This is a genomic window from Dictyoglomus sp. SSW (genome assembly GCF_055181335.1).
In genome coordinates, this window is sequence record NZ_CM143705.1 from 626,766 (window position 1) to 649,025 (window position 22,260).

Genomic DNA, 22,260 nt, shown 5'->3' on the forward strand with positions numbered 1-22,260 from the left:
GTAATGATGAATAAAAAGGATTCAGATATTCCTTTTTTATCTCAGGAAAAGATAAATTACTCAAAGCTTAAGATCCTTTTTCCTTATATTAAGGAGCATATAAGAACTTTTATTATTGCAAGTTTGTTTCTTTTAATTACATCTTTAATTGCGACTCCCATTCCTTATATTTCTAAAATTATTTTTGACAATGTATTCTTAGGAAATAAAGATATTAGATTTTTTGGTTATCTTGTAGTAATTTCTGCGATATTACACATAGGAAGGACCATTTTTTCAGGGATATCAAGTTATTATTTTGCAAAGGTAAGCCAGGAAGTATTATCAAGTCTAAAGAGTGATTTATTTAGAAAGATTTTAAAGCTACCTTTTAGATTTTATGATGAGGCTCAGACAGGATATATATTAGCAAGAATAGGAGAAGTGGAAGGTCTTGGTCTTTTCTTTTCATCTACAGTGATAAATCAGATGATAAGATTTTTTGAGTTTGTATTTGCCCTTTTAATGCTAATGTATCTTAATTTAAAATTGACTTTTTATGCTATTTCCATACTTCCAGCTTATTATGTAGTTATAAGGGCATTTTCCTTAGGATTAGTATCAGCGACAAAGGATGTTCTTGAGGGATCAGCAAATATTATGGGAAAGATACAAGAGAAAGTTTCAGGAGTAGAGGTTGTGAGGCTATTTGGGACTGAGGAAAGGGAAGCTGAAGAGGTAAAAAAGGAATTTAAAGGTCTTGCCAGGAAGAATTTATTACAAAGTATATTTTTTACCATTTTTGGAGAGTTAAATTTTGTTATTATCGCTTTAGGTGGTCTTTTAATTTTATGGGTAGGAGGGATGGATATAATAAAGGGTTCTTTTACGATTGGAAGCTATTTAGCTTTTGTAGGATACCTGCAAAAGCTTTATGGTCCAATTCAAAGTATGGCTACATTTAGTTTATCTTTGTATCCAGCTTTTGTTTCTCTTCAAAGAGTATCAGAGATATTAGAAGCAGAGAAAGAGAAGGAAGGGAATATAGAGCTTAAAAATTTAATAGGAGACATACAATTTAAGAATATTTCTTTTTCTTACGATGGAGAGAAGAAAGTTTTAGAAGGGATAGATTTACACATAAAACCAGGGGAGAAGGTAGTGATTTTAGGGCCTAATGGATCTGGAAAAAGTACCTTAATAAAGTTACTTTTAGGGATGTATGACCCTTTAGAGGGAGAAATTGTAATAGACGGAATAGATATAAAGGACATAAAACTGTCATCTCTTAGAGAAAAAATTGGTATTGTTTCTCAAAATGTATTTTTATTTAACGACAGTGTGAGAAACAATGTAGGCTATGCGATACCACAAGTGAAGGATGAAGAAATCATTAATCTTTTAAAGACAGCAGAGCTTTATGATATTTTTATGGAAGGATTTAAAGATGGACTTAACACGATAATAGGAGAGAGAGGAGCAAAGATATCAGGTGGACAAAAGAAAATAATAGCCTTTTTAAGGGCTGTACTAAAGAAGCCACATGTTTTAATACTTGATGAAGCCACATCGGAAGTTGATATGACAGTTGAGAGAAAGATTTATGAATATATAGAGAAGTTTATGAGAGATAAGACATGCATAATCATATCCCATAGAGAGATTCCTTGGGAAATAATTGATAAAGTGGTTTATCTTGATAAGGGGAGAATAATTAAAGTGGAGTTAATCAACAAAAATTGCTAATTTTGTTCATCCTAATAATTATTTTTTGAAATTTTTTTCTTTCCTTTTTATCAAAAGAAAAGAAAGAGAGATAGGAAGGAATTTTCTGTAGTTTATAAGTTTCGATGAAATTATTCAAACCATTTGATATTAGGGGAATATCAAATTCCCATTTTCTATTGTATCTAACATAATTTCTTACAAAGATATCAATAATTTCTCTATCTTTCTCAGGGAGGGATAAGTAGAAATTAATAAATTTACTTCTATTTTTGGGAGAAAGGTTATTAATAAAACTTTCAGCAAGGGTTCTTCTTGCTAAGAAGAAAGGATGAATGTCCTTTCCCATAAAAGAGATAAACCTTTTAATTTCCCATTTATTTTTAAATTCTGAGAAGAAGTTCTTCCAATTTTTTGAAAAAAGTTCAAAGAGTATTAAAACATTTTTGGTAAGATATGGAAAATTTTTCTTTCTATTAAAAAGTGCCATATAGGATGAGATGAACAAAATAATTTTAGTTTCATCTGAAAGTTCATAGAAATGGTTATATATATTGTAAAAATCTTCATTTATTTTTAACTTTTTGTATTCAAGGATTATAGGAAGAGAATTTTCAAAGTCAATCATATAATAGTCCTTATTTTTAAGAAATTTTCTTATAGTAGAGCTTTTTATTCTTTTCGATTTAGTTTTAAGTAAGTCTTTTAAAAGAATGGTATTAATAAGTTTGGATTTATTGTAAGACAGATTATTATAAAAGAATTTAAAATTTTTAGCACTCTCAATGGTATCTTTATAATATTTTAATTTGTCATCAGAGAGGTATAGCTTATTTAAAGATTTTTCGAGAGATACGAGAATATCAGAGGTTTCAAAAATATTAAGGTCTGAATTTATGTATTGTACTTTAAATATTGTATCGAGGACATATAAAAATCTATGTAAATCTTCTTTGTAAAATCCAAGGAAATAGGCAAGTTTATTGGAAAGATATGAAGAGATTTTAGGATGTAAATCTTTAAGATACCATGAAGAATCATTTAAAGTATTAATGATGCCTGTAGGATGAGGTATTAGATTTGCAATTTTGTAAGCTTCGAGATATAAAGTTACACCTTTTCTAAGATTATTCTTTTTAATTTCCTCCTTTGCTTTCCCCATAAGAATAAAGGTTTTTGCAGAATTATCTTCTTCATATATTTTTCCAAAGATACGGAATTTAGAGAACTTAGAGTAAGGAATATATGAAGCAAAGTAATTAAGAAGAGTTGTAGCAACAATTTTTCTTGCATGCTTAGGGATTTTGGTAAAATTTCTTTTAAGATTTAAAAACAAATTATCTGCCTCTTTATTTTTGTTAGTTCTTTTTAAGATAAGAAGTTTTTGAGATAGAAGAAGGAAATAGAGAGTTTTATTATTCTTGCAGAGGGTTAATCCCCTTTGTACTGTAGAGAGAGCTTTTTGGTATTTTCCATTCCAGATATGTTTAAGGGTAAGGAGATAATATTTACAAGGAGATGTTATTTTCTCATGTTCAAGGGAAAAATAAAGAAAAGGCAAGGAAAAAGAACCATATTTAGAGATTATGTCTACTACGATGGGGGTCTTTCTATTCATTTTCCACTTCTCCTATTCTTGCTAATATATATCCTGTCTGAGCCTCATCATAAAATCTAAAAGGTAGCTTTAAAATCTTTCTAAATAAATCACTCTTTAGACTTGATAATACTTCTTGGCTTACCTTTGCAAAATAATAACTTGATATCCCTGAAAAATGGTCCTTCCTATGTGTAATATCGCAGAAATTACTACAAGATAACCAAAGATAAAAAAAGTAATATTTCAGTTCTCACTGCTCATTTTTAGACTGTTTTAGTTACTATCTTCTCATTATCTATTTTTCTTATAAGCATATATGAAATGACAATAAGAATTACTCCCACAATAAAGAAAATTAGACTCATCTGAGGTATAAAACTCAACTTAGCATTATTAAGGTTCTCAAAATCGAATACATAATTATTTAAAAACCATAAAAAGAAAGTCATTGGAATAATAAACAAGTAAGATATTATGGATCTCATGAATAGAAAACCCCCAAACATTATACTTAAACAACCCATAAATGAATTAATTCCTAATATAAACACAGGAACTATGATGGTAAAGTATATAACTGTAAAGATGTTAATAGATAGAGAAACCCCATTAATCAAAAATAAAATATATAGTAAACAACTACTGATTAAACTTCCTAAGTAAACTATAATAGATATAGATAAAACCTCTCCTAACCACCACTCTATAGGTCTTAATGGGGTTGCTAAAAAAACTGAGATATTTTTAGAATAATAATCTGAAAATATATTTGCCCATATTAGATAGCTGCCAAAAGATATTGCAAACAAAAATGGTATATAAAAAATCATTTTCTCCCATAGAACTATAGCCATGTTTTTAAATTCGGGAGAGAATAAGATAGAATACTTATCTTCAATTAAAATTGGTATTAATAGTGCAAAGGGCATTAAGGCTAATATAAATGATCTCCTAAAAATTCCATTCTTCAAATTTTTATATAATATAGCTTTCATATCATTCCTCCTTTGTTAAGGCTAAATATATATCTTCTAAAGGAGTTTTTACCTCTTCTATACCAAAAATCTTAATACCTTTCTCTGTTAGAAAATTTATTAATATAGGTATTTTTTCTTTATTAGAAATAGATATTCTTATACCACCATTACTCTCTTTTAGATCTACAATAAAATCTAAATTTTTCAAATCTCTCTCTACCTCATTCAATCTTTTATCTATCCTTACCAACACCTCTTTTTTACCAAATATATCTTGCATTTCTTCATAGGAACCATATGCTACAATTTTACCCTTGTTTATAATAGCGATCTTATCGCAAAGCTGAGATATATCATATAGATTATGGGATGTAATAAATATAGTAACTCCTTTTTCTTTTGCTAAATCTTTAATATAAGACTTTATCAATTTCTGATAATCAACATCTAAACCCAAGGTAGGTTCATCTAAGATAAGCACATAAGGATCATTCAATAAAGCTCTTGCAAAACATAATCGCTGTCTCATACCCAAAGAATAAGTATTAATTTTATCTTTTGCCCTATCTGATAAACCCACTAACTCTAATACTTCTTTTATTCTTTTTATCCTTATACACTTTGGAATATCATAAAGAAGAGCATAAAATTCTAACATATCATAACCAGTAAACCAATCATATAATCCTCTCTCTTCCAACATAAAACCTATCTTTCCTTTTTGCTTCCCTAAATCAACAACCTCTGTTCCAAAAAGCTTAGCTACCCCTTCATAATTTAGCAGTCCTAAAAGTATCTTTACAGTAGTAGTTTTTCCTGCACCATTTGGCCCTATATATCCAAATATCTCTCCTTCTTTTATGTGAAAACTAACCCTGCTAAGAGCTAATACTTCACTATTCTTACTTTTATATTTTTTGGTTAAACCTTCGCAGTAGACAACATAATTATGCATTTCCAACTACCTCCATTCTCCTAATAAAGGATTATAATTGCAATAATTTGTCTTATATAATGAGCTCCCTCTCAAAACTTCATATGCCCTACAATCCAAACATGCATATCTAAATTCACAATATTTGCAAGGTTCTATTTTATCTTTTGTAATTTTATAATATTTTTCTAAATCCTCTAAAATATCAATTAGCTCTTTATTTTTGATATTTCCCAAAACATAGTCTTTAATTAGAGGACATAAAAGATATTTACAATCGTAGGTTATAGTTATCTTACCATATAAGCATGGATTATAAATTTTCATTAATTCATATTCGGCAATTGAAGGAGGATTTAATAAATCTTTACTCAATGAAAAATCATAACAGTATATGGGAATTGCATTGATATCTTTTCTTTCAAAGTCTTCTTTTAACTGTTCTAATATATTAGAAATGTTTACACTCTTAGTCAAAACTAAACTTATATTGTAATTTATTCCTGTTTCATCTAATTTCAATATATTCTTTAATACTTCTCTAAATCTATATTTACCTTTTGAGAGTCTTTCATAAATATTAAAAGGATAAAAAATAGTAATGAAAATATGTAAATTATAATATCTTATCAGATCAATAACCTCCTTATTATTTAATTCAAAACCATTTGTCAATACAATAATTTTTTGGAAATTAAATTTCATAAGTAAAAGGCAAATATTTTTTAAGCTTTCTATATCCAAGAAAGGGTTACCACCAAATAGAACGATATTTTTACAATTTAAATCATTTAAATATGACAATATTTCAAAGATATTATCTTTTAAAACATTGTCATCAGTATTTGATTTGGTACAAGCTAAACATCCATAGTATTTAGGAGCATTACAAAAATAACATTCCAAATTACAAATATTGCATACTTCAATATATGCTGTGGCTAACGTAGGAACTTTTAACAAAGGTTGACCTAACAAAAATTTAGGAAATCCATAAGTATATTTGTCTATGTATGTTTTACTATCACATTTTATTATTATATCTTCCCTAAAAAGGAAATCTAATAAATTAACAACTTCAGATTCAGCAAAATTTCCCATTTCTATTATTTTTGATAAACTATAATTCTTTTCAAGTAACTCGATAAATTTACCCTTTTTTTCGTCAAGACTTATTAACCTACCCTTGATAAGATCATATAAAGCTCCTTTTCTTATTCCCTTAACATAATGTATTTCTGGTTTTAGCTTCAAATAGTAATTATTAATCATAATTACAACTCACAATCTATAAAAGTAAACATATTCTTCCAATGCTTCTTATTTAAATTACTTAGAACAACATTGAAACTTGGGTTTTCCTCTAAAATCTTATATAATTCTGACAACTCTTTTTTTACTTCGTCAATCAATCTATCACAAATTTCTGGAGGGTCTTTATCAAAAGTTCTATCTTTCATAAAAGTAGCAAAACACATAGAACATAAACGGGTTATAGGGCAATTTTTACAACTATCCATTATACATTTTTTATACTCCCTTAACATCTTTACAATACTGTTATAATCTATCCCCCTATATACATCACCTATTGGAAAACTATAATTAACTTTTTCACAAACATGAAACTCTCCATTCACATCTACACACAATTTGGAACCAGGTATACATGTTGATGTGTATAATATGAATACAGGCCTTGATCTTGTAATTTTTTCAATTAGTAATAATTGTCTATAACTACTACCTATAAATATTTCTAAAAATGGTGATATTTTTCTATCTATTATTAGATTAAAGTATTTTTTCTTGATCTCACTTAATTGTTTCTTATATGATTCAAAATCTCCTTTGCTAAAATTTCTAACGTAATAATTGGTAAAAAAAGGAGATACTAATGAAATTCTTCCAAGGGGAGGTAATTCATTCTTATGAATCGTAAAAAATTCTTCCATTTTAAATAAATCTGTTTTCCAATCATAGCAAACTAAAATAGAAAGATTATTATAAAAATAATTAGGATAGTTTTCCCGTATTTCCGATAAATTAGCCATTATTATATCAAAGGTTCCATCTCCATTTACAAAAACTCTATTTCTGTCATGATTCTCTTTATATCCATCAAGACTAACAGCTATATTAACATTATTTTCTACCATGAATTTCACAATATCTTTTTTTAACAAAATACCATTTGTAGTCATATTATATAAGACATCGACATTATGATATTTACTTTTAATATATTCTATTATATTTTTTATCAACTCAAATTCTAACAACGGTTCTCCACCATAAAAAGTTATTGCTGGCTTTCTGAAAGGATTATACCTTCTGTAAATTTCAATATTATTTAAAAAAAAATCAACAGCTCTAATTGCAATCCCAATATTCATAGATCTATGTTCTACTACAGGGGCATAATCATAAAATCCAGAATGATAATAACAATATCTACATTTCATGTTACAGTCATCAGTTACATTTAAAATTAGTTGTCTAAAACCATCTCGTTTTAGAAAATCTTTTATTTCTTCAATTATAAAAATATCATTTTTACCATAGTACTCTTCGAAATATTTATATTTCGAATCTCAATTGTCAAGACAATTACCTAAATAATTATTTAATTCCTTTACTAAATGTTCGTACTTATCTTTAGGAAAAATGATTCCCAATACATCATCATAAATATACTCACAATTCTCTGTAGAAAACTCAATAAACCTCAGTGAATCCATTATCCCTTTCTCCTGTTTTATTAAACTCTTTAAAACTACTTTGAAGTAGCTCCAACAGTAGTCCCTGTTTGAGATGCTCTTTGGGACACTACTAAATCAGAAACTGGTGATGCAGAATCTAATAAACACACTAATGCACATCCTACCCCACAAACACTCATACATATTACAAAGCATCTCCAAAATCCTTTTTCTGTATTGCTTTTAATTATTTCCATATGGACCCTCCTTCCGTGTTATTATACAGTGGTATTTAAACAAACAATCCCTAAAATCTTTGTGCTAAATTATAAGAAAAATAACTAACTCTTAGCGAAGCAATAACATCAGCAATTGGTATTCCTGGAGTATCTCCCATACAACCTATTGCACATCCACCTCCACATCCTGCTCCACATAAAAATACACACCACCTACTCACAGAATTAATCTCTTGATTTTTAACTATAACTTCCATTTTTCACTCCCCCTTCTAGAAGCTACTCTTTTTAATCCTTTTTGCTATAAAATTTTATATTCATCAATATGACTTTCCAATTTTTCATTTTCCCCAGTATAGTCTTTATCTTAAATATAAAACTATATTTATATCCCTTTTCATAAATTTTCATTTATCCCTAAAAATTTATCAAAAATATTTTTTACACGAAATAGTGTAAATAAGAGAGTGAAAAACGTGGAAGGTCTTGGTCTTTTCTTTTCATCTACAGTGATAAATCAGATGATAAGATTTTTTGAGTTTGTATTTGCCCTTTTAATGCTAATGTATCTTAATTTAAAATTGACTTTTTATGCTATTTCCATACTTCCAGCTTATTATGTAGTTATAAGGGCATTTTCCTTAGGATTAGTATCAGCGACAAAGGATGTTCTTGAGGGATCAGCAAATATTATGGGAAAGATACAAGAGAAAGTTTCAGGAGTAGAGGTTGTGAGGCTATTTGGGACTGAGGAAAGGGAAGCTGAAGAGGTAAAAAAGGAATTTAAAGGTCTTGCCAGGAAGAATTTATTACAAAGTATATTTTTTACCATTTTTGGAGAGTTAAATTTTGTTATTATCGCTTTAGGTGGTCTTTTAATTTTATGGGTAGGAGGGATGGATATAATAAAGGGTTCTTTTACGATTGGAAGCTATTTAGCTTTTGTAGGATACCTGCAAAAGCTTTATGGTCCAATTCAAAGTATGGCTACATTTAGTTTATCTTTGTATCCAGCTTTTGTTTCTCTTCAAAGAGTATCAGAGATATTAGAAGCAGAGAAAGAGAAGGAAGGGAATATAGAGCTTAAAAATTTAATAGGAGACATACAATTTAAGAATATTTCTTTTTCTTACGATGGAGAGAAGAAAGTTTTAGAAGGGATAGATTTACACATAAAACCAGGGGAGAAGGTAGTGATTTTAGGGCCTAATGGATCTGGAAAAAGTACCTTAATAAAGTTACTTTTAGGGATGTATGACCCTTTAGAGGGAGAAATTGTAATAGACGGAATAGATATAAAGGACATAAAACTGTCATCTCTTAGAGAAAAAATTGGTATTGTTTCTCAAAATGTATTTTTATTTAACGACAGTGTGAGAAACAATGTAGGCTATGCGATACCACAAGTGAAGGATGAAGAAATCATTAATCTTTTAAAGACAGCAGAGCTTTATGATATTTTTATGGAAGGATTTAAAGATGGACTTAACACGATAATAGGAGAGAGAGGAGCAAAGATATCAGGTGGACAAAAGAAAATAATAGCCTTTTTAAGGGCTGTACTAAAGAAGCCACATGTTTTAATACTTGATGAAGCCACATCGGAAGTTGATATGACAGTTGAGAGAAAGATTTATAAATATATTGAGAGGTTTATGAGAGATAAGACATGCATAATCATATCCCATATTATGCTGCAAAAGTTTTAGGAAAAGAAAAGAAAATAATAATTTCATTAAATGGAAAAGTTATAAACCAAAGCTAAAAAATATTACTAATATAATGTTTCTTCAGGGATGAGATATGGTAGTTTATATGATTATAAGGAATATCGTAATAATGCAGGATATTGGGTGTTTAGTAGGACATTAACTCTTCTTGGTAGTTTTTATTATGATTATAGCACTGGTAAAGTTATATCTGTAAGTGCTCATGTTCTATCTTCTGCGAGTATGTTTGTTAGTGCAAGGCCTTCTAATTGCTCGTATGGTACTGTAAGCTCCTGTGTTGTATAGACACGTGGAAGTGCTTTTTATGAGGTTTATATTGGTATTTGGGGAGTATAATTATTTTTGAGTATTGGAGTATGTTAATTATATTTCATGTTTTTTCTTTTTTGCAGATAAATTTAAAGATATGTATATTTAATTTCGAAACTTATAATTTAAGGAGGAGATTTAATGAGAATTATAAAGAGATCCCCATTGACTTTTTGAGTAATTTTATTTGTTTTTTATCTTAGAATTCTCTTTATTTTATTATTTTTAAGGTTTTAAAGGAAATGAAAGAAAGGAGTCAAAAAAAGATCAGTAGGGTCTAATTTTAGAGATGACAAATTCTTTTATTTTATTTAATAAACCCTGGAATATATTTTCTTAATATTTTCTTTTCGAAAAAATAAAAATAAAAGATATAGGCGAATATGTTACTTAACAATTAATCTTATTTTTGATAAATAGTAAAGTTTCCTATATTATCTATTACAATAATTAAATATTCTACATCTGGAATTTTTACATTATATTCTTCCTCATTAAAACCGTATCCTCCTATAGGTTCTATAAAATATTTTCTTGCAAGTTCCATCTCTTTGTAGTCCCAATCTGAGTCCTTCTTATAAAAAACTAAAACTCTGTTTATTCCACTTTGATTGTCTTTTGCTAAAACTTTAATTTCAATATTTCCATTTTGTTTTATTTCTTCTACTTTTAAAATTTCTGGCTTTTCTTTGTCCTCAAATTTTATTAATATGCGATTTGCTCTGTCATAATTAAATATTGTATATATTTTCCCATATGCAACACATAATTTTGGCATGTATGTTTCCTCACATTTAAACTTATATTCATCAATTTTGTGTATTCCATTCCATAAGAAGTAAATTTTAGAATAATCTTTTCCCACTACTGGCAATAAAACCATCTTTCTTGAGATAACTGGGGATCCTGCATTCTCATTTTCTTCTAACTTAAATTCCCCAATAATATTTCCATTAAAGTCAATAACATAAAGATTTAATGGTCTCTCTCCTAAGGTTCTGGGGGTATAGATATAATCTCCACAAGCCAAATAAGAATTACTATTAACATCTCCTCCTAAACCTAAAAATTTTTTCAATAATAATTTTCCTTCAGATGATAAAATTAATAGATTTCCCGAGGAGTCAATAAGGATTAATTTACCGTTCTTAAAAATAGGGGTGCTTAACATATTTTCATGTTTATAAACCCAAATTTTTTTGCCAGTTTCTACATCAAAGGCATGTATTTCTGTTTTTGGCTCTGAAACTGCATAAACAATCCCATCGCCATAGGCAAGTCCTCTTACTATTCCACCTATTTTATCTTTCCATAGCAATTTTCCATTATTATTGAAACAAAAAACGTATCCATCCGGACCTGAAGAACCTAATAATATTTTTTCATTTACTACAAGAAGGTTTGAAGATACGGATAGATCTGATGTTGTTTTATCTTCTGCCTCTAAAGGAACCTTCCAAATAATTTTCCCTGTATTTTTATCAAAGGCAATAAGGAAACCACTCTTTTCACCAGAGGGAGAGGATGAAGTTCCGACATAAAGATGATTACCTAATCCATAAGCTGTTACAAATCTAAAAAGACCTAAGGCTTTCCATTTTGGCCCTAAGTTGGTTCTATCATCGTATACCTCTACTCCCCATATCACTTCTCCTGTGTAATCGTTTATTGCATAAACCTTTCCACCTCTATCTGCCAAAAATATTTTTTCTCCTTCAACAAGAGGTGTAAAAGATCCAAACGTTTTTATTTCAAGAGATTTTACGGCAATTCTTGGTAATTCAGAAGGGGTTGATAAAGTAGCCCCTTCATCGGATTTTGTTAATTTCCAAGAGTAGTTTATTGTGGCATAGATATCCTTAAGAATTTTTTGTAAGTAAGTATTAATTTTATTTTCTTCTAAGATTTCCAATAATGGCTCTTTTTTCTGAGAAATTTCCGTTTTTGCACATCCAGATATTATTAGTATAGATAATATAATAACTGTAACGATTAATTTTTTAGCCATGTTAATTCACCCCCATTTTGTTTTTTTATAAAAGTTTATTAAATCTCTTAATAATCTTCAAACATGAATTTTAAAGAATTTAAGGAAAAATTTTCTGTAGTTGGAAATGAAATTTAATACATCAGCTAATTTTCTTATGATTAAAATTTTTAAAAATTAATTAATATATTGAGAAAACTTGGAATTTTTGTGTCAATATAAATAAGATAAATAAGAAAAAATTTTAAGATTTTAATGTTTTTTATTTATAAGTCTGATATACTCTTTAAGAATAGGTTTGAAGATAATTTTTCAAGAAAAAAGGAGGGAAAAGTGAATGTTTGATATGCTAAGGGGGATTATTTCAAAAGTTTCAGCAGATTATGTGGATATAAGATATGAGAAGGTGTGGGAAACAAAGATTGTTATGAATAAGAGGGAGATATATCAACTCGGAGAAAATTCTGGTGATGGGTATGTAGTAAGAGTATTGAAAGATGGAGGATTTTCCTCTATTGCTTTTACAAAGTTGGAAGATGCTGAAAAGGCTTTAAAAATTGCCTTAGAGAATGCTATTTTAATTTCAAAGAATTCAAAGAAAAAAGTTAAATTGGCAGAGGTTGAAGTAATTAAAGATATTTTTATTCCACCTCTTGATGAAGATCCAAGAAAGATATCTATAGATGAAAAATTAGAACTTTTAAAGCACTATAATGAAATTCCTTTGAAGTTTGATAATATAACTACAAATCTTCATTATTGGGAGGTAATAAGGGAGAAATATTTTGTTAGTTCTGAAGGAACAGAGATAAGAGAAGATCTTATTACATGTGAAATAAGAGGTTCCTTGATAAGTTTTGAAGGGTCTCTTGTACAGAATGTAAGGGTAGGAATAGGTGGAAGTACAGGATTTCATAAACTAAGAAATAGGGAGGATGTTTTTGAGAAGAAAACAAAGATTGTACTTGATCTTTTAAAGGCCGAGCCTGTAAAAGCAGGTGTATACAATGTGATTCTTAATCCTGATATGGCAGGGGTTTTTACTCACGAAGCTTTTGGGCATTTTTCAGAAGCAGATCTTATAGAGGATAATCCATCTATGAGAGAAAAAATGAAGATTGGAGCTAAGCTTGGAAATGATATCTTAACCATAATTGATGATCCTACCATGCCAGGACAATTAGGTTTTTATAAATATGATGATGAGGGAGTAAGGGCAAGGAGGACATATCTTTTGAAAGATGGTATTCTTTCAGGAAGACTTCATTCAAGAAGGACTTCTGCTGAATTTGGTGAACCTGTAACAGGACATTGTGTGGCAGAAGATTATAGATATGCTCCTATAGTAAGGATGGGAAATATATTTATAGAGCCTAAGGATATGACCTTTGAAGAGCTACTGGAAAAGTTAGGAGATGGTCTTTATATTCTGGATGCAAAAGGTGGCCAAACTTCTGGAGAAAACTTTACTTTTGGAGCTCAATATGGCTTTGAAGTAAAAAATGGAAAGATAGGGAAGATGATAAGAGATATTAATATTTCAGGTAATCTATATCAAACCTTAAAGGACATTGTGGGAGTGGGTAATGATTTTGAGCTTGGAGAAGTTGGAGGATGTGGAAAAGGCCAATTAAATATAAGATCTTGTCATGGTGGTCCCCATATTCTTGTTAATAATGTGGTCATAGGAGGTGTATAAAATGTTAGATAGATTGATGGATATGACTAAAAAATATACAGATGAGGTGGAAATATATTATATAGATTATTCTGTTTCAAATATATCTTTTGAAAATGGTAGTTTAAAAGATATAGAAAGTAGTATGCAATCAGGAATATCTCTTAGAATTATAAAAGATGGAAAATTGGGTTTTTCTTATACAAAAAATCTCATAGATCCAGAACTCCTTATACAAAATGCAATCCACTCTTTAAAGGGAGATGTAAAAGTAGAGTTCCATTTTCCAGAAAGAAAAGGTATTAAAAGTTTGAATACTTATGATCCAGAGATAGAAAACCTTACAAATACTCAGATGGTGGAGGAAGGAAAAAGAATTTCTGAGATATTATCTCATAAAACTGGTACTCAGATAAATGTAGGTCTTCATAAAGCAGTTACAAATTTAAGGATATTGAATAGCAAAGGAGTAGATTATTCTGTTAAGACTTCTGTATATTATTGTCATGCAGAAGCTATGTATCCAGGCTCCTACTCTGCTATAGTTAGGTTAGTTGTAGATAAAAAGTTTAGAGAATTTTCTCAAGAAGACATTGATTATATTGCCTTTTTATACAATAGTTCTAAAAAAGAGGTAAGACCCAAGGGTGGAAAAATGAAGGTATTATTCTTACCAAGTACCATGTATGTGCTAATGTGGAGACTAATTTTTGCTACTAATGGTAAGAATGTCTATGAAAAAACTACGCCTTTATTAGGAAAAATTGGAGAGCTAATCTTTGATACTTCAATAACCATATATGATGATCCTTTGAATGATCTTTTACCAAATGCAAGAAGCTTTGATGATGAAGGAGTTGAATGTAAAGTATTGCCTATTGTTGAAAATGGAATTCTGAGAAACTTCTATTATGATCTTTATTATGCTGGAAAGATGAATACAAATTCTACAGGACATGGTTATAGAGCAGGAGACTGGGGACAAGAAAGTATAAGAGTAAGGCCATCTCCTTCTTTAGAGCATCTCTATATGCAAACAGGAGATAAAAACTTCTACGATCTTATAAGATTAATAGATAAAGGCATTATAGTGGCAGGAGCTTTAGGTGCCCATAGCGGAAATATCCCTAATGGAGATTTCTCTATCGGACTTTCTCCTGGATTATATGTAGAAAATGGAGAGATTGTAGGACATGTGAAAGATTCTATGGTAGCTGGAAATATTTATGAGGTTATGAAAAATGTGGTAGGTATAGAAAACAGGGCATATGTATACAGCATGGGAGTTTTTCCATCAGTTCTCTTTGATAATGTAAGTGTGGCGATAAAATAGTAATTTTAATGGGGGTATTTTATGATTTACTTAGCAAATCCAAGTAGATATGAGAATATGATTTATAGAAGGTGCGGAAAGAGTGGTTTAAAATTACCTGTGATATCTTTGGGTTTCTGGCATAATTTTGGTTATAATGATTCTTTTGAAAATATGAGAGAGATGGTAAAGAAGGCTTTTGATCTTGGTATTACCCATTTTGATCTTGCTAATAACTATGGGCCACCTCCTGGATCTGCAGAAGAAAATTTTGGAAGAATTTTAAAAATTGATCTAAAAGGTTATAGAGATGAAGTTGTGATTTCCACAAAGGCTGGATATAAGATGTGGGATGGACCATATGGAGATTGGGGAAGTAAAAAGTATCTTATAGCAAGTCTTGATCAAAGTTTAAAGAGAATGAATTTAGATTACATAGACATTTTTTATCATCACAGACCAGATCCAGAGACACCTATAGAAGAGACTATGGAGGCTCTTTATCAAATTGTAAGACAGGGCAAAGCTCTTTATGTAGGCATATCAAATTATGGACCTGAAGAAACAAAATTAGCTTATGAAACCCTTTCAAAAATGGGAGTAAAGATAATTGTGAATCAGATTTTGTATAACATGTTCTTTAGATATCCAGAGGAAAAATTGTTTCCTGTAATGGAAGACCTGGGAATAGGGGCTACTATTTTTTCTCCATTGGCACAAGGACTTCTTACTGAAAAATACTTATGGGGTATTCCTGATGACTCGAGGGTTAAAAAATCAGGTGTGTTTTTAAAAGAAAGTGATATTACTCCTGAAAGGATTGAAAAGGTTAAAAAACTTTCAGAGATAGCCAAAGAAAGAGGACAAAGTGTTGCTCAACTTGCCTTAGCATGGGTGCTAAGAAAAAAGGTAGTAACTTCTGTTATCATAGGTGCAAGTAAACCGTCTCAGATAGAAGAAAATGTTAATAGTATAAAGAATTTAGATTTTTCTGATGATGAATTAAGAAAGATAGATGAAATATTAAAGGGATAAAAGGGGGAGGAAATATATTTCCCTCCCCCCTTTTACTTTTAATTTTCTTCTAATTCTACGTTATCCAGATAAATTGTAGTTGCAATACTTTTTTCACTTATTTTGCCCATATCAAAAACTATTATGTGGGCATCTTTTTTGGGGGTAAATTCCCATTCAAACTTTTGCATCTCAGTGGTAAGGTCAAAAACTTTTTGTTCTACTATTTCCCATGTTTGATCTTGAATAGCTCTTATCTGTAGATCTCTCGGATTATCGGCCTTTGCTTCAAAAGTAATTTTATACTTCTTATTAGCAGAGAGTGGTACATGACTTCCAAATTGTATATGCCAGAAAGCATCGCCGGGATTCTTGATCTTTACATAAAATACTCCATTTTTAGCACCATATTCTTCTACTTCTGCTGTTCCTTGTACCACAATATACCAATTAGATGGTGTAGAAAACGTGATAGATTCATCAAAGATGCCTAATTTTGTTACATTTACAACTTTTGCTGTACCTTCTGGGGTCTTTACTTCAGTAACTGCTTGTTCAGTCTCTTTTGATGTTGTCGGGGCACCTGCACATCCAGCAACAAATAAAGTAAAAGCTAAAATTAGTAATAGCACATAAAACTTTTTCATAGTATAAACCCCCTTTTAAAAAATGTAAAAGGTTACAAAGGAGTTTAAAAAAAATAAAAATTTTCTCTTTTCTTTTACACCTCCCTTTCCTCTTAAGCTTTTAATTTGTACATAGTATAATACTTTTCTCCTCTCTTATCAAGTTATTGATTAATTGTGTTATTTATAAAATTTAAAGTGTAACTAATAACAATTAAAAACCCTTAATATTTTTTTAATTTGACATAGATTTTCGAGGTTAATAAAATATATTGTGAAAAAAATAACGTTAAAAAATGAACAATATAGGAGTAGAATATGGATAAGCTTATCTTAACACAAGAGATCAATTGTCAATATTGTTATAAATGTCTCAGGAATTGTCCTGTAAAAGCCATAAGGTTTAATAAAGGTAAATCATCAGTTATAGATGATGATTGTGTATACTGTGGTACATGTATTGAGATATGTCCACAACATGCCAGGATCTATAGAACTGATGTAGAAGATTTAGAAAAATATATTGATAAACCTTTTCTTATATCCATAGCTCCATCATTCTTTGCCCATTTTGATCAACCTTTTAAAGTTATTACCTTTTTAAGGAAATTAGGAGCAACATATATACAAGAGACTTCCTTAGGTGCGGATATGGTTTCCTTTTACTATAAAAAATATGTCAATTTAAGAAAAGGTAAAACTTCTATAAGTACAGCCTGTCCTGTAGTATACGAATTAGCAGAGAAATATTATCCTGAGGTTATACCTTATCTTTTACCCTTCTTATCTCCCATGAATGTACATGCTCTATATATGAAAAAGTATTTTGGCGATTTTCCTGTGATATATTTAGGGCCTTGTATAGCAAAAAAGAAAGATGGGGAAAATTATGTGGATCTTATATTAACTTTTGAAGAATTAGATATTTTTATTAAGAAAAATAATATTGATATAGATTCTTTTGAAGAATCATTTCCTAATGCTCCATTCCCTGAAAGAGCCCGAATATATCCAATAAGTGGGGGTATTAATTCAACTCTTGATGGTAATTGGGAGAATCATTTAGTGGTTGAGGGAGTAGATAACATTATTAGGCTTTTTGAGAAGATTAATAATTATGGAGAAGGATTTTTTGTGGAGGCATCAGCCTGTTTTGGTGGGTGTATTAATGGACCTGCTATTAGGAAAGATCTAACTCTTTTGGAAAAGAGAAGAAGGATCATATCTTATACTGAAAAGATGAAAAGTTTAGAAGGAGAGGTAATTAATTGGGAAGATATAGACTTAAATATAAGAAAGAGATTTGAACCCCAAAAGAAAGTTATAGATATTCCTGAGGAAAAGATAAAGGCAGTTTTAAGAGAGATGGGGAAGGATAATCCTAAGAAGGAACTCAATTGTGGGGCTTGTGGATATGCTACATGTAGGGATAAGGCTATAGCAGTTATTTTGGGGAAAGCTGAAAAGGAGATGTGTATTACCTATCTTTTAGATAAAGTAAGCTCTGTAAGTAATGCTATTATAGAAAATTTTCCGAGTATTGTAATTATATATAAAGATAACACTTTACTTTATCTAAATCCATTTGGGGAGAAATTCTTTGAGGATAAATCACCTCTTTTAGATTACGTCCTTGAGGAGATCGAATCGGGTAAAAATCCATTAGAAATATTAATTGATGATAAGAGATATGTTTTCTTTATAAAAACTTTTATACTTCCTGATCAGTCAGGAAAGGTATCTTTACTTATTGATATTACAGGTGAAAAGGAAAAGGAAGAAGAATTAAACCTCCTTAAAAAGGAAAGTATGGAGAAGATCGAAGAAGTAATTAACAGACAAATGCTTCTTGCTCAAGAAATTGCTAGTCTTCTTGGTGAATCTATAGCAGAGACTAAAAGTTATTTTGCTAAATTTAAGGAGTTTTTGAAAAAAGAAAATGCTGACCTGTGATATTTCTTATGCCTTTAAAAATAAAGAAGGAGAAGAGGTTTGTGGAGACACTATAAAAATAAAAAAAGGTGAAGATAGGGTTGCTGTTACCGTTTCTGATGGTCTCGGTAGTGGAATAAAAGCAAGTATTCTTTCCACATTAACTGCATCAATGGCAACAACTATGCTTTTTAATGATATGGGATTGGATGATGTTGTGAGAAGTATTTTAGCAACACTTCCAAAATGTAAAGTGAGAGGAATAAGCTATGCCAATTTTTGCAGTACATTGTATAGAGCTGATACTAATCAACTCTATATAGCTGAATATGAATTCCCTGTAGTACTTTTTGTTAGAAATGGTATTTTCTTTGAGCTTTCTAAAAAGAAGGTTTTGATAGAAGGAAGAGAAATATTTGAAAGCACCCTTCATCCGCAAGAGGGAGATGTCCTATTTATTATGACAGACGGTATTTCTCAGGCTGGATTAGGTACTAAATTATATCCTTTGGGTTTTGGAATTGATAATATAAAGCGAGAAATCTTAAATCTGATGCATTATAGATTGTCTTCTAAAGAGATAGTTTATCACCTTATAGATAAAGCAAAGAGATTAGATAAGGGAATCAAGGGAGATGATGCTTTAGCGGCAGCCTTATATTTTAGAGTATTCAGTAAAGTAAATATCATGGTAGGTCCTCCATCTGATCCTAATCGTGATAAAGAAGTAGTAGAAAGATTTTTAAGTTTACAAGGAAATAAGATTATATGTGGGGGTTCTACTGCTCAAGTGGTTAGCAAAATTACTGGTAAGGAGGTGAGATTGGATTTAAAAACTATATCTGAGAATTCTCCTCCTATAGGTTATATGGAAGGAATTGATCTTGTTACAGAGGGTATTATTACTTTAACGCAAGTTTTCAGATATCTATCGGGGCAGATTAGAGATGTGGGCTATGGTGCCAGTTTAATTATAGATTTATTGGAAAAGGCTGATAGCGTACATTTTTTAGTGGGAGGAGCTATAAATCCTGCTTATCAAAATCCTTTATTTAGTTATGACTTATCATTAAAAGTTAGAGTTGTTCAAGATATAGCAGAAATTTTGCAAAGTAAAGGAAAGATTGTAAGTATTGAATACTACTAATTAGGAGGGTTTTTATGAAACTAAAAAGAAATTTTGCAAAAGTAGAGGAGATTCTTAAAAAGCATGAGTATCGCAAAGACAATCTTATAAAAATTCTTTTGGATGTACAAAAAGAATATAGATATATACCAGAAGATGTGGTCAATTATATTGGTGTAGCCCTTGATATACCACCTGCAAAAATATATGGTGTTGCTACTTTTTATTCTCAGTTCTCCTTAAAACCAAAAGGTAAATATACCATCTTGGTGTGTGATGGTACGGCATGTCATATGGCAGGTTCCACATCGTTGATAGAAGCAATAAAGGAAGAGACAGGTATTGGACCTGGAGAGGTTACAGAAGATCTTTTGTTTAGTCTTGATCAGGTAGGATGCTTAGGAGCTTGTGCTCTTGCTCCTGCTATGGTTATTAATGAAGAAGTTTTCGGAAATCTTACTCATGAAAAGGTTAAAGAGATAATAAGAAATTTGAAAGAAAGGGAGAGGGAAAATGCTTAGGACAATTGATGAGGCTTTAAATTATATTGAACAGCAAAAAATAGAAAGAAAGAAAAGATTAGAAAGTCTCAATGTATTTGTATGTGTAGGTACAGGTTGTGCAGCAAAAGGAGCTTTAAAAATTTTTTCTGCATTAAAAGAACTTTTTGAAAAGAACAATATTAATGCCAAACTCCAAAAATTGGAGGGGGATGAATCTTATGTTAAAAGAACAGGATGCTGTGGGAGATGTTCTGATGGACCTTGGGTAATTGTAATGCCTTATGGATATTTCTATTCAAAAGTAACACCAGAAGATGTAAAAGAAATATTTGAGGAAACTATATTAAAGGGTAGGACAGTTGAAAGACTCCTTTTTACTGATCCTGCTACTTCTGAAAAGGTATTTAGTCTTGAGGATGCAAAATTTTTCAAGGCCCAATCCTTCTATATTATGGAAGAAATAGGAAAGTGTGAATGCGATAACATAAATGACTATATGGGTAGAGGAGGGTATCTTTCTTTCTTAAAAGTATTAAAAGAAGAAAGTCCAGATAAAGTAGTGCAGATGATCAAGGCTTCTGGTCTTCGTGGAAGAGGAGGAGCAGGTTTTCCTACGGGAGTTAAATGGGAAATAACAAAAAATAGTAAGGGAGATAAAAAATTTGTGGTGTGTAATGGAGATGAGGGAGATCCAGGTGCATTCATGAATAGAACTCTACTTGAAAGAGATCCTCATGCGGTATTAGAAGGAATGCTTATTGCAGCATACACTATAGGGGCTCAAAAAGGTTATGCTTATATTAGGGCTGAATATCCAGTAGCGGTTTCTATGTTTAGAAAGGCAATAGAGGATGCTAAAAAATTGGGGTTAATTGGAGATAATATTCTTGGTACAGATTTTTCTTTTGATATAGAGATAAAAGAAGGGGCTGGAGCTTTTGTATGTGGAGAAGAAACAGCTCTATTAGCCTCTATTGAAGGGAAAAGAGGAGTGCCAAGACCAAGGCCTCCGTATCCTGCTCAAACTGGGCTTTGGGGATATCCTACTCTTATTAACAATGTAGAAACTTACGCCAATGTTCCAAAGATTATAAGAGATGGGGTAGAAAATTATAGAAAAAGAGGAGTGCCTAATTCTCCTGGGACTAAAATGTTCTCTGTAACTGGACCTGTGAAACTTACTGGTATTATTGAGGTGGAATTTGGCACTACATTAAGACAGATTCTTTTTGATATATGTGGGGGATTGTCTGAGGGTGAAGAGTTTAAGGCAGTACAAATAGGAGGGCCATCTGGAGCTTGCCTATCAGATGCTTATTTAGACCTTCCTTTAGATTATGATTCTTTAAAATCTGCTGGTGCTATGGTAGGTTCTGGTGGTATTGTAGTACTTTCTAAAAAGACATGTATGGTAGAAGTAGCAAGATTTTTCCTTGATTTTACAAAGAGAGAATCTTGTGGAAAATGTATTCCGTGTAGAGAAGGATTGATGCAATCATATAGAATACTTGAAAGGTTTACCCAAGGAAAGGGTACATGGCAAGATTTGGAAAATTTAGAATTTCTTGCTAATCTTATAAAGACAGCCTCTGCATGTGGGCTTGGACAAACTGCTCCAAACCCTATCCTAAGTACTTTAAGATTATTTAGAAATGAATATGTTTCTCACATTGAAGGAATATGTCTTAGTGGAATGTGTACTGCCCTTAAGAAATATGTTATTAATCCGGAGCTATGTAAGGGTTGTGGACTTTGTGCTAGATCTTGTCCTCAGGGGGCTATTTCTGGAGAGAGAGGGAGGCCTTATTCAATTGATCAAGATAAATGTGTAAAGTGTGGACTTTGTTTTGAAAAATGTAAATTTAAAGCTATAGAGATCAGATAAAG

Annotated in this window: 21 protein-coding genes; 10 read left to right on the plus strand and 11 right to left on the minus strand. The window is 30.6% G+C overall.

Translation table 11 applies throughout. The features are described 5' to 3' along the window. Positions 1–3 precede the first annotated feature (3 nt). Entirely contained in the window at positions 4–1,725 is a 1,722-nt protein-coding gene (locus tag ACY3JM_RS02945) for an ABC transporter ATP-binding protein (protein ID WP_463111670.1), read from the plus strand. On the opposite strand, the gene ACY3JM_RS02950 is transcribed toward ACY3JM_RS02945, so the two are convergent. From ACY3JM_RS02950 to ACY3JM_RS02990, 9 genes are read right to left on the minus strand one after another with little or no spacing between them, the layout of a single operon-like run. Beyond that, a complete protein-coding gene (locus ACY3JM_RS02950) occupies positions 1,709–3,322 on the minus strand; it encodes a hypothetical protein (protein ID WP_463111671.1) in 1,614 nt (537 codons plus the stop codon). The genes ACY3JM_RS02945 and ACY3JM_RS02950 overlap by 17 nt on opposite strands. Further along, positions 3,315–3,551 (minus strand): ABC transporter transmembrane domain-containing protein, encoded by a 237-nt coding sequence (locus ACY3JM_RS02955; protein WP_463111795.1) that lies wholly within the window; start codon positions 3,549–3,551, stop codon positions 3,315–3,317. Before ACY3JM_RS02955 ends, ACY3JM_RS02950 begins: the two co-directional genes overlap by 8 nt. Before the next feature lie 16 nt (positions 3,552–3,567). Next, positions 3,568–4,299, minus strand: coding sequence for a hypothetical protein (locus ACY3JM_RS02960; RefSeq protein WP_463111672.1), 732 nt, complete (start codon positions 4,297–4,299; stop codon positions 3,568–3,570). A 1-nt stretch (position 4,300) separates the two neighbouring features. After that, positions 4,301–5,236: an ABC transporter ATP-binding protein gene (locus ACY3JM_RS02965; RefSeq protein WP_463111673.1), complete on the minus strand. Its 936-nt coding sequence runs from the start codon at positions 5,234–5,236 to the stop codon at positions 4,301–4,303. A 6-nt stretch (positions 5,237–5,242) separates the two neighbouring features. Then, positions 5,243–6,487: a radical SAM protein gene (locus tag ACY3JM_RS02970; RefSeq protein ID WP_463111674.1), complete on the minus strand. Its 1,245-nt coding sequence runs from the start codon at positions 6,485–6,487 to the stop codon at positions 5,243–5,245. Between the two features lie 2 nt (positions 6,488–6,489). Beyond that, positions 6,490–7,764 (minus strand): radical SAM protein, encoded by a 1,275-nt coding sequence (locus ACY3JM_RS02975; protein ID WP_463111796.1) that lies wholly within the window; start codon positions 7,762–7,764, stop codon positions 6,490–6,492. Between the two features lie 45 nt (positions 7,765–7,809). Beyond that, a complete protein-coding gene (locus ACY3JM_RS02980; protein WP_463111675.1) occupies positions 7,810–7,956 on the minus strand; it encodes a hypothetical protein in 147 nt (48 codons plus the stop codon). Between the two features lie 35 nt (positions 7,957–7,991). Further along, positions 7,992–8,174, minus strand: coding sequence for a hypothetical protein (locus ACY3JM_RS02985; protein ID WP_463111676.1), 183 nt, complete (start codon positions 8,172–8,174; stop codon positions 7,992–7,994). Positions 8,175–8,224: 50 nt separating this feature from the next. Next, a complete protein-coding gene (locus tag ACY3JM_RS02990; protein ID WP_463092307.1) occupies positions 8,225–8,413 on the minus strand; it encodes a hypothetical protein in 189 nt (62 codons plus the stop codon). Between the two features lie 210 nt (positions 8,414–8,623). On the opposite strand from ACY3JM_RS02990, the gene ACY3JM_RS02995 reads away from it, so the two are divergent. Together ACY3JM_RS02995 and ACY3JM_RS03000 are read left to right on the plus strand one after the other, a co-directional pair. Then, complete coding sequence (locus ACY3JM_RS02995; protein WP_463111677.1) at positions 8,624–9,865, plus strand: ABC transporter ATP-binding protein; 1,242 nt, start codon at positions 8,624–8,626, stop codon at positions 9,863–9,865. Positions 9,866–9,952: 87 nt separating this feature from the next. Next, entirely contained in the window at positions 9,953–10,171 is a 219-nt protein-coding gene (locus ACY3JM_RS03000) for a hypothetical protein (protein WP_463111678.1), read from the plus strand. 427 nt (positions 10,172–10,598) lie between these two features. Here ACY3JM_RS03000 and ACY3JM_RS03005 read toward each other — a convergent pair whose 3' ends face one another. Continuing rightward, positions 10,599–12,203, minus strand: coding sequence for an outer membrane protein assembly factor BamB family protein (locus ACY3JM_RS03005; protein WP_463111679.1), 1,605 nt, complete (start codon positions 12,201–12,203; stop codon positions 10,599–10,601). A gap of 316 nt (positions 12,204–12,519) precedes the next feature. Between ACY3JM_RS03005 and ACY3JM_RS03010 the strand changes: the two genes are divergently transcribed. Genes ACY3JM_RS03010 through ACY3JM_RS03020 form a run of 3 tightly spaced genes read left to right on the plus strand, consistent with a single transcriptional unit; the run spans position 12,520 to position 16,207 of the window. Next, positions 12,520–13,881, plus strand: a complete 1,362-nt coding sequence (locus tag ACY3JM_RS03010; RefSeq protein WP_463111680.1) for a TldD/PmbA family protein — start codon at positions 12,520–12,522, stop codon at positions 13,879–13,881. 1 nt (position 13,882) lies between these two features. Next, the gene (locus tag ACY3JM_RS03015) at positions 13,883–15,193 is read left to right on the plus strand and encodes a TldD/PmbA family protein (protein ID WP_463111681.1); all 1,311 of its coding nucleotides are present in this window, start codon (positions 13,883–13,885) and stop codon (positions 15,191–15,193) included. 21 nt (positions 15,194–15,214) lie between these two features. Next, a complete protein-coding gene (locus ACY3JM_RS03020; protein ID WP_463111682.1) occupies positions 15,215–16,207 on the plus strand; it encodes an aldo/keto reductase in 993 nt (330 codons plus the stop codon). Between the two features lie 38 nt (positions 16,208–16,245). On the opposite strand, the gene ACY3JM_RS03025 is transcribed toward ACY3JM_RS03020, so the two are convergent. Next, positions 16,246–16,833, minus strand: a complete 588-nt coding sequence (locus ACY3JM_RS03025) for a carbohydrate binding domain-containing protein (protein ID WP_463082661.1) — start codon at positions 16,831–16,833, stop codon at positions 16,246–16,248. A 297-nt stretch (positions 16,834–17,130) separates the two neighbouring features. On the opposite strand from ACY3JM_RS03025, the gene ACY3JM_RS03030 reads away from it, so the two are divergent. Genes ACY3JM_RS03030 through ACY3JM_RS03045 form a run of 4 tightly spaced genes read left to right on the plus strand, consistent with a single transcriptional unit; the run spans position 17,131 to position 22,258 of the window. Then, positions 17,131–18,765 carry a [Fe-Fe] hydrogenase large subunit C-terminal domain-containing protein gene (locus ACY3JM_RS03030; protein WP_463111683.1) on the plus strand — a complete coding sequence of 545 codons (1,635 nt, stop codon included), beginning with the start codon at positions 17,131–17,133 and terminating at the stop codon, positions 18,763–18,765. Next, the gene (locus ACY3JM_RS03035) at positions 18,752–19,891 is read left to right on the plus strand and encodes a SpoIIE family protein phosphatase (protein ID WP_463111684.1); all 1,140 of its coding nucleotides are present in this window, start codon (positions 18,752–18,754) and stop codon (positions 19,889–19,891) included. The genes ACY3JM_RS03030 and ACY3JM_RS03035 overlap by 14 nt, the downstream gene beginning before the upstream one ends. Positions 19,892–19,905: 14 nt before the next feature. Then, on the plus strand, positions 19,906–20,391 hold the full coding sequence (gene nuoE, locus ACY3JM_RS03040) for an NADH-quinone oxidoreductase subunit NuoE (protein ID WP_463082658.1): 486 nt from the start codon (positions 19,906–19,908) through the stop codon (positions 20,389–20,391). Beyond that, positions 20,384–22,258 (plus strand): NADH-ubiquinone oxidoreductase-F iron-sulfur binding region domain-containing protein, encoded by a 1,875-nt coding sequence (locus ACY3JM_RS03045; RefSeq protein ID WP_463111685.1) that lies wholly within the window; start codon positions 20,384–20,386, stop codon positions 22,256–22,258. The genes nuoE and ACY3JM_RS03045 overlap by 8 nt, the downstream gene beginning before the upstream one ends. The last annotated feature ends 2 nt before the right edge of the window (positions 22,259–22,260 follow it).